Raw genomic sequence first — 6,894 nt, forward strand, 5'->3', positions numbered from 1 at the left:
CCGCCCAACCGCGTTTCCACACGGTCTAACCGCTCTTTCACCGCGCCCATTTCCTGTTCGAGGCCGACGAGGCGTCCGTTCATCTCCGTCAAACGGCCATCCATCTGCTCAAACCGTTGGCGAGTTTCTTCTTGGAACACCAAAAACCCTTTTTCCATGTTGTCCAACTTGGACAAAATTTGACGCAACAATTCCTCCATTGCTCTCCCCCATTTTGCTTTTTCTCATGCATATTATAACATCCCCTGCCAAAAAAAGCAGGGGATGCGCACAAGAGGCAACCGTTTAATTCGCCTCGATCAATCCGTATTTTCCGTCTTTGCGGCGGTAGACGATGTTCGTCCGGTTCGTTTCGGCGTTCGTAAAGATAAAGAAGTTGTGCCCTAACAAATTCATCTGCAAAATCGCTTCTTCGCTGTCCATCGGCTTTAAGCTGAAATGTTTCGTGCGCACGATTTCAAACTCGTCTTCGCTCTCCGCCGCAGCAGCGCCGTTTGGCACAGGAGCCGCCAACTTCACTCCTTTCTCACGGTCGCGCAGCTTCCGATTGACTTTCGTTTTATGTTTGCGGATTTGCCGCTCCAGTTTATCCGTCACTAAATCGATCGCCGCATACATATCGTTATGGCGCTCTTCCGCCCGAAGCAACAAATGCGGCATCGGAATGGTCACTTCGATTTTCCCTTGTCCATCGTTGTAGACTTTTAAATTGACATGGACATTCACGTCATCGGTGCGGTCGAAATAGCGCTCCAACTTGCCGATTTTTTTCTCCACGTACTCACGCAGCGCAGGCGTGACTTCGATGTTTTCCCCGCGAATGTAATACATCATCGCTGACCACTCCTTATTTTCAAACTATAGATCCCTACATTTTTTCATTACCCATCAAACCCCTGCTTCAATCAAAAATATTTTCGAAGATTTTGTGAAAATCATAGGAAAATATGGTAAAATAGGCATGGGCGTTTTTTCTTAATCGGTGTGGAAAGTACGGAGTGTGTGAACAATGCGAAAGATCCATATTTCTCATGCAAAAAGCGGCGACGTGCTCGCTGTCGACTTGTTCGCCGCCAACGGCAGCGTCCTTTTGTCGCGCGGCGTACGGCTGACAAGCGGCTACATCCGCTCGTTGGCGCAAAAAGGGGTTCAATACATTTATATTGACGACAAACAAACCTATGACATCCGCCCGCGCCCGCTCATCAGCCCGACCGTGCGCCAGCAGGCGGTGAAAAAAGTGTACGAGACGATGACGGCCTTGATCGAGCAAAAAAAGCTGCTCAGCCGCGTGTCTTCCCTCGATTTAGGAAAAGAGTACGAAAACGTGTTCAAAGACATTTTGGACTATTTGCTCAAACAAGAAGATTTGCTCATCAACTTGTCGGATTTGGTCATCTCAAACGGCTACTTTTTCCACCATTCGGTCAACGTCGCCACGATCGCGGGCGTCATCGGCATCGCCAAAGGGTATCGCCCCCAACAGCTGCTTGACCTTGGCATCGGCGCGCTGCTGTTTGACATCGGCATGACCCAGCTGCCTGACGGCCTTTGGCGAAAAAAAGGAGCCTTGACGGAAGAGGAAAAGGAAATCGTCCGCCGTCATACATATCTCGGCTTTGAACTGCTGCGGCGCCAGCGCAACATCTCGCTCTTTTCCGCCCACTGCGCCTTGCAGCACCATGAGCGGTGCGACGGCAGCGGCTACCCGCGCGCCTTATCGGGCGATGACATTCACGAATACGCCCGCATCGTCGCCATCGCCGACGTTTTTGACGCCTTGACATCGGCGCGCTACCACCGAAGACAATACTCGCCGCACGAGGCAGCCGAATACTTATCCGCCGCCGGCGGCATGCTGGACTACGAACTCATTAAGCTCTTCCTTTCCTACATCGCCGTCTACCCGGTCGCCACGACCGTTAAGCTCAACACCGGAGAAGTCGGCGTCGTCTCGCAAGTGTTTCCGGGTTTCCCGCTCCGCCCCATCGTCCGCGTCATCAAAAATCCAGCAGGCGAGGAGCTGAAAAGCCCGTATGAGATTGACTTGCGGAAAGAGATGAACATCACCATTGTCAAGGCCGTTTGACTCTTTTGCCGCTCACGGCAAAAACAGGCGAACGAATGCCGGTTTCATTCGCCCTGCCGCACAAAAGCGGGTGCCCTCGATTCCAGCAAGAGGACACCCGCTTTCGCTTGAATGGCTGCCAAAGCACCGCCGCTCGTTCTTCACTGCACAACATACCGCCGCAGACCGCTCTCCATCGCACTCTTCCACGCCTGAAACGCCGGCGACAACCGTCCACAGACAATACGCTCTTTCGCCGCCGCATCGGAAAATTGCCCGTCAAGCGCCGCTGCCGCTTCCAGCACATCCGCAAACCGTTCGATATGGCCGACCAAATCGCTCTCGTCAGCGAACAGCTGGCATAAATAAACGTTCGTCTCACCGATTTTCCCAAGCGCCAATAAAAGATCCGCCAGCAACACATCCGCATGCATCCGCCGCGGGTCAGAAAAGCTCGCCGCCACATAGTCGAGCCCTTCTTCGACTGTCTCGAGCAACGCTGCGTATTGGCGGATGATGTCCAGCGCGTCACTCGTCAATTTTGCCATATCCATTCCACCTATCGCCGTTTATCGTAAAACATTCCATCGAACGAAAGCGGCTGCTCGTACGGATGAACATAGCGGGCGTTCGCCTGCCGCTTCGCCTCGGTGATCCGCAAATCACTGCCAATCTCATCACGCACTTGACGAAGCCGCGCTTCAATCTCTCGATTCCAAGCAACGATCTCGCGGCCAAGCCGCTGCTCTTCCTCGCTGTATGGCGGCCGCAGCTCCCGAAGCCACTCCTCACGCCGCCGAAGCAGCTCATCCACTTGCACAAGCCGCGCCTCGCGCTCCTCAGCTGGCCACGGCAGAGCGGTCGCTTCGAGCAATTCGCGCGTCAACTGCCAAACTTCGCGCACGCTCATTACGCCTGCCCGCCTTCCGCGTATTGGCGCTGCCGATTGAGCTGAATCACTTGCTTCCACGTATCGCGAAACTCCGTGACATACCCTTCCACTTCATCCAAAATCGCCGCATCGTGTTTCACATTCGCCTCAACCAGGCGGCGGTAGATGTAGTCATACATCGTCATCATGGATTTCGCGACTTCATACTCCATCTTCAATGTCTTCATGAGTTCCAAAATGATGTTTTGCGCCTTAATCAAATTTTCATTGCGCGCCGCAATGTCCCCCTTCTCGATCGCCTGGCGCGCGAGCTTGATAAACTTCAAGCACCCGTTATACAACATCAACGTCAGTTCACCGGGCGACGCCGTCTGCACAGCGTTCGCTTGGTAGTGTTGATACGGATTGTTCGTTGCCATCCCGATCACTCCTCTTCCACGTCAAGTGCTGCACACGTTTCAAGACTGAAGCAAGAACGTTTTTTTCAGCCAAACCGCCCCTTTCAAGAGGCGTCGCGCCTTTTCAGTTGTCTCAGCCTAAAACCTCCATCATCAGGAAGCGGATCGCTTTCCGATGATGGCCAAGCGCCAACGGACGCCTGCATGCCACAGCCGCTGATCGTTATCTTTGCATGCCGCCAAAGGCATTCATCAAATACATGCTTTGTTGGTTGGCGCGCTGAATCGCCTCTTCCATCGCTGTGAATTGGCGGTAGTAGCGGTCTTCAATCTGTTTCAGCCGATCTTGAAACCGGTCAATTTGGTCATTGATCTGGATTAAATCGCGCCCGATCGCAAACTGTTGGTTTGTCCAAACGGTTTTCCCCGCCTTTTGCTCGATTTTCCCGATCGTTTCCTTGATCGTATCGCGCAGTCGGCGGGCGATGCCTTTTTCCGCATCCGTCGCCCCGTCTTGGTTAAACAACTGATAGACGGCATCCGGGTTTTCCTTGATTTTCTCCCGCAGCTTCGTCTCGTCAATGATCAGCTTCCCACCGTCAAGGTAATTCGACGACGTCGTAATCCCGATTTGCGCGAGCTGCGAAAACCCGCTCGCGATATTCGCCCCCTCTACCTTCGTATACAAGTTCATCCGCATTTGGCTAAGGGCGCTCGACAACATCGAATCGCCGCGAAGCATCCCGCTCCGCGCCTTTTCTTCCCACAGCTCAATTTGTTTCTCCGTCATCGCTTCCTTTTGCTCGTCGGTAAGCGGCGGATAGTCGCGGTAGCGCTCTTCTTTCAGCTCGGCGTTGATTTTGTCGATCGTGTCGTTGTATTTGTCGACAAACCCTTTAATGGCGTTAAACATCGCATCGGCGTCCGTCGCCACCGACACCATCGCCGTGCCCGTCCCTTTGACCGTATACGTCACGCCGTTGATCGTAAACGTGTTCGATGAACGGGTCGTTTGCAAGCCGTTGATGGTAATGTCGGCGTCTTTCCCTGCCGTTTTCCCCGTGAGCTCTTGCCCCGCTGCAGTATTCGTAAACCCTAATTGTGCAAAAAAGTCCACCGTCGCCTGGTCGGCGAGCACCAGACTCGCTTGAGCCCCCGTGTCTTTTTTCATGATCGAAACCCGCCCGGTTTGCTCGTCGTAAAACGCGCTGACACCAAGGTCTAGGTTGCTGTTGAGTTGGGCGATCACCCCATCGAGCGTCGTTCCTTGTTTCACCGTGATCGTCGCCTGCTTCGTCGTCCCATCCCCGTTTGTCACGTTGATCGTCAGCGTCACATCAGCGGCAACGGAAAAATTCGCTTTGTCCACTCTCGTCCCTGCATCCGACAGCCAGACGGCCGATGTGGCCACTTGATTGACTTGAATCGCCGCCGCCACGTTCGCCGCACTCGAGCCCGCCGTCGCTGTGACGACCGATTCGTTCGAACTCGAGACGGTTTTTTTGAGCATGCTGCTTTGGAGCGTGATGTTGGAAAACAAGTAGTCGTCAAGCCCCTGAAGCAGCGTGTTCATCGACCGGTAGTCATCGCGCTGCCACTCGAGCAGCTGCTTTTTCTGCTTCAATTTATCCAGCGGCATCCGCTCTGCTTTCATCAAATCTTTGACGATTTGATCAATATCCATCCCGCTCGCGAGGCCGCTGATGCGCAACGTATTCGCCATGTCGACTCACCACCGTTAAATTTTTTTATCCACCAAAAGCCCGACAAACTCCATCATCGCCGCGTACATATCCAGCAGCTTTTTCGGCGGGATTTCTCGAATGACCTCATCCGTTCGCTCATCAATGATTTGTACGTAATATTCCTGCAGCTCGTCATGCAGTTCAAACTTTAACGACGTATGGCTTGGCTGAAGGAATTCGTTTAAGCCTTTCACTACTTCTTCTAGTTTTTCTTTTGGAATGTTTTGCTGCGGTGCTTCCGAAGTGCTAGCATGATTCTGCTTTTGCGACTCGATCACGCTGCTTGCCTTTTCATTGCGAACACTTTCATACAAATAAGAAGGAGAATGCGAAGAGACCCTTTCCACCGACATAACGCCCGCTCCTTTGCATGAACACTATCTATGTTTTATATCGGATAAAGATGGAGAATTGTGAAGGGGGAGGGAACAATAAATGCAATCCATATAAAAATCAGGAGATGATGATAATTTCATTTCTTGTGTATAATACTTGTCAATTGTTGAAAATAGCGGGGGTATCATAAGCAAAAACTAACGAGGGGGAAGTAGAAACTTAAAAGGGGAATATAAAAGAGTAAAATCACATTAAAACAAAAAAACAAGATGAGGAATATAAGCACAAAACATTCTTGGCAAAACTCAAACATTGCTTTTATCCATATTTAATAATGAAATTTTTAAAATCAATAATCATTCCCGTTCTCTCCATAAAGTCTACGCCTAAAATTCCGTCAAAACCATATATTTCTTTAGTCATTCCCAGTTGTAATAAAAATGATGCTAGCTCCTTTCCATCAATTATAACGTTGTTTACGATTTGTTCATAACAAATCTCGCTGTATCCGCCTACTCCGTACATTCGTTTTGTTCTTCCATTAATAATATCTAATTCGATACCAATTTGTGCGAGTGCATCCGTATCAAAAATGGTCGTAGCACAACCTGTGTCCAACAACACGTCTGTTAAAAGAACAGTTTTTTCACCACACTTTATTTCGACAGAAACAATAGGTAATCCATTTTCTATTCTTATATTCATACTCTCCCCCGAATCCCTATAAAATATTGTTCTTCTACCTCTATTTTCTCCTTACTTGTGTGAAAAATATATAATTCTTTCTCCGGAAAAGTTTTGTGCTGCTGTTTATAACCATTCCATGCATCAGACACACTATGATACCGATCGATCACTGCCATTTCCTTAATGATACGTTTGCCATTTTGTGAACAAGCCGAAATAGCCTCCACCAACACAAATTGATTCGGATATTGCTTACGTAACTCTGACCATTTCATTTGTTTGCCTCCATCTCTTTTTATTACATTTTATCACTAATCACCTTACATATATAACTCACATTTCGCACCCTAACAAGGTCAAAACAAAGGATTTTTTATTTAGTTTTTCAGAATAACTTTTTGACCAACACGACGAGCGATGGCTATCCTTTTTTTACCATCGCTGGTCGTTCCGTATGACGTTACACGTAAATGCTCTCATCCAGCCCCAACCCCTGCAGAATCCTTCGTTGTTCAGGGGTGAGGGAGCGATCCAGTGAGCGTTGGATGCGTCCATCCGGCAGCTCCAGGAGGACGACGTTCACATATTGAAACAGCTGGAAAATCGCCTGCCCCGTCGGTCGGGTCAGCTTGCGGCCTCCGGCGCCCTTTAATGGGTGTTCGGGTGTGATGAACTGGCGCACCCGGCGCTGAAAGACGCGGTAAATGGCCAAGGCCAAGAGAAACAAATAGCCCAATACCGCAACTCGTTCTGGCTTTTTGACATAGA

9 protein-coding genes and 2 pseudogenes are annotated in these 6,894 nt (G+C 50.2%); 1 reads left to right on the forward strand and 10 read right to left on the reverse strand.

Features of this window, described 5'->3' with window-relative positions; translation table 11 throughout:
- Together GZ1_RS07915 and hpf are read right to left on the reverse strand one after the other, a co-directional pair.
- A pseudogene (locus tag GZ1_RS07915) lies at positions 1–200 on the reverse strand (hypothetical protein); the annotation flags it as partial.
- A gap of 85 nt (positions 201–285) precedes the next feature.
- The gene (gene hpf, locus GZ1_RS07920) at positions 286–834 is read right to left on the reverse strand and encodes a ribosome hibernation-promoting factor, HPF/YfiA family (protein ID WP_060788271.1); all 549 of its coding nucleotides are present in this window, start codon (positions 832–834) and stop codon (positions 286–288) included.
- 175 nt (positions 835–1,009) lie between these two features.
- Here hpf and GZ1_RS07925 point away from each other — a divergent pair, with 175 nt between their 5' ends.
- Positions 1,010–2,089 carry an HD-GYP domain-containing protein gene (locus GZ1_RS07925; protein ID WP_060788272.1) on the forward strand — a complete coding sequence of 360 codons (1,080 nt, stop codon included), beginning with the start codon at positions 1,010–1,012 and terminating at the stop codon, positions 2,087–2,089.
- Between the two features lie 140 nt (positions 2,090–2,229).
- Here the strand turns inward: GZ1_RS07925 and GZ1_RS07930 are convergent, their stop codons facing one another.
- The 8 genes and pseudogenes from GZ1_RS07930 to GZ1_RS07965 form a co-directional block, all read right to left on the reverse strand.
- Positions 2,230–2,616, reverse strand: a complete 387-nt coding sequence (locus tag GZ1_RS07930) for a DUF8042 domain-containing protein (protein ID WP_060788273.1) — start codon at positions 2,614–2,616, stop codon at positions 2,230–2,232.
- A gap of 11 nt (positions 2,617–2,627) precedes the next feature.
- Positions 2,628–2,978, reverse strand: coding sequence for a flagellar protein FliT (fliT, locus tag GZ1_RS07935; protein WP_031407046.1), 351 nt, complete (start codon positions 2,976–2,978; stop codon positions 2,628–2,630).
- The gene (gene fliS, locus GZ1_RS07940) at positions 2,978–3,379 is read right to left on the reverse strand and encodes a flagellar export chaperone FliS (protein WP_050367808.1); all 402 of its coding nucleotides are present in this window, start codon (positions 3,377–3,379) and stop codon (positions 2,978–2,980) included. Before fliS ends, fliT begins: the two co-directional genes overlap by 1 nt.
- A gap of 202 nt (positions 3,380–3,581) precedes the next feature.
- Positions 3,582–5,081 (reverse strand): flagellar hook-associated protein 2, encoded by a 1,500-nt coding sequence (locus GZ1_RS07945; protein WP_060788274.1) that lies wholly within the window; start codon positions 5,079–5,081, stop codon positions 3,582–3,584.
- Positions 5,082–5,096: 15 nt separating this feature from the next.
- The gene (gene flaG / locus GZ1_RS07950; RefSeq protein WP_044741923.1) at positions 5,097–5,456 is read right to left on the reverse strand and encodes a flagellar protein FlaG; all 360 of its coding nucleotides are present in this window, start codon (positions 5,454–5,456) and stop codon (positions 5,097–5,099) included.
- Positions 5,457–5,757: 301 nt separating this feature from the next.
- On the reverse strand, positions 5,758–6,144 hold the full coding sequence (locus GZ1_RS07955) for a pepsin/retropepsin-like aspartic protease family protein (RefSeq protein WP_033014989.1): 387 nt from the start codon (positions 6,142–6,144) through the stop codon (positions 5,758–5,760).
- Positions 6,141–6,401 (reverse strand): hypothetical protein, encoded by a 261-nt coding sequence (locus GZ1_RS07960; protein ID WP_060788275.1) that lies wholly within the window; start codon positions 6,399–6,401, stop codon positions 6,141–6,143. The genes GZ1_RS07955 and GZ1_RS07960 overlap by 4 nt, the downstream gene beginning before the upstream one ends.
- A 185-nt stretch (positions 6,402–6,586) precedes the next feature.
- Positions 6,587–6,894 (reverse strand): annotated as a pseudogene (locus tag GZ1_RS07965) (IS1634 family transposase); the annotation flags it as partial.

Origin of the sequence: Geobacillus zalihae NBRC 101842 (genome assembly GCF_001544135.1) — a bacterium.
In the GTDB taxonomy this organism is placed as follows: Bacteria; Bacillota; Bacilli; order Bacillales; family Anoxybacillaceae; genus Geobacillus; species Geobacillus zalihae.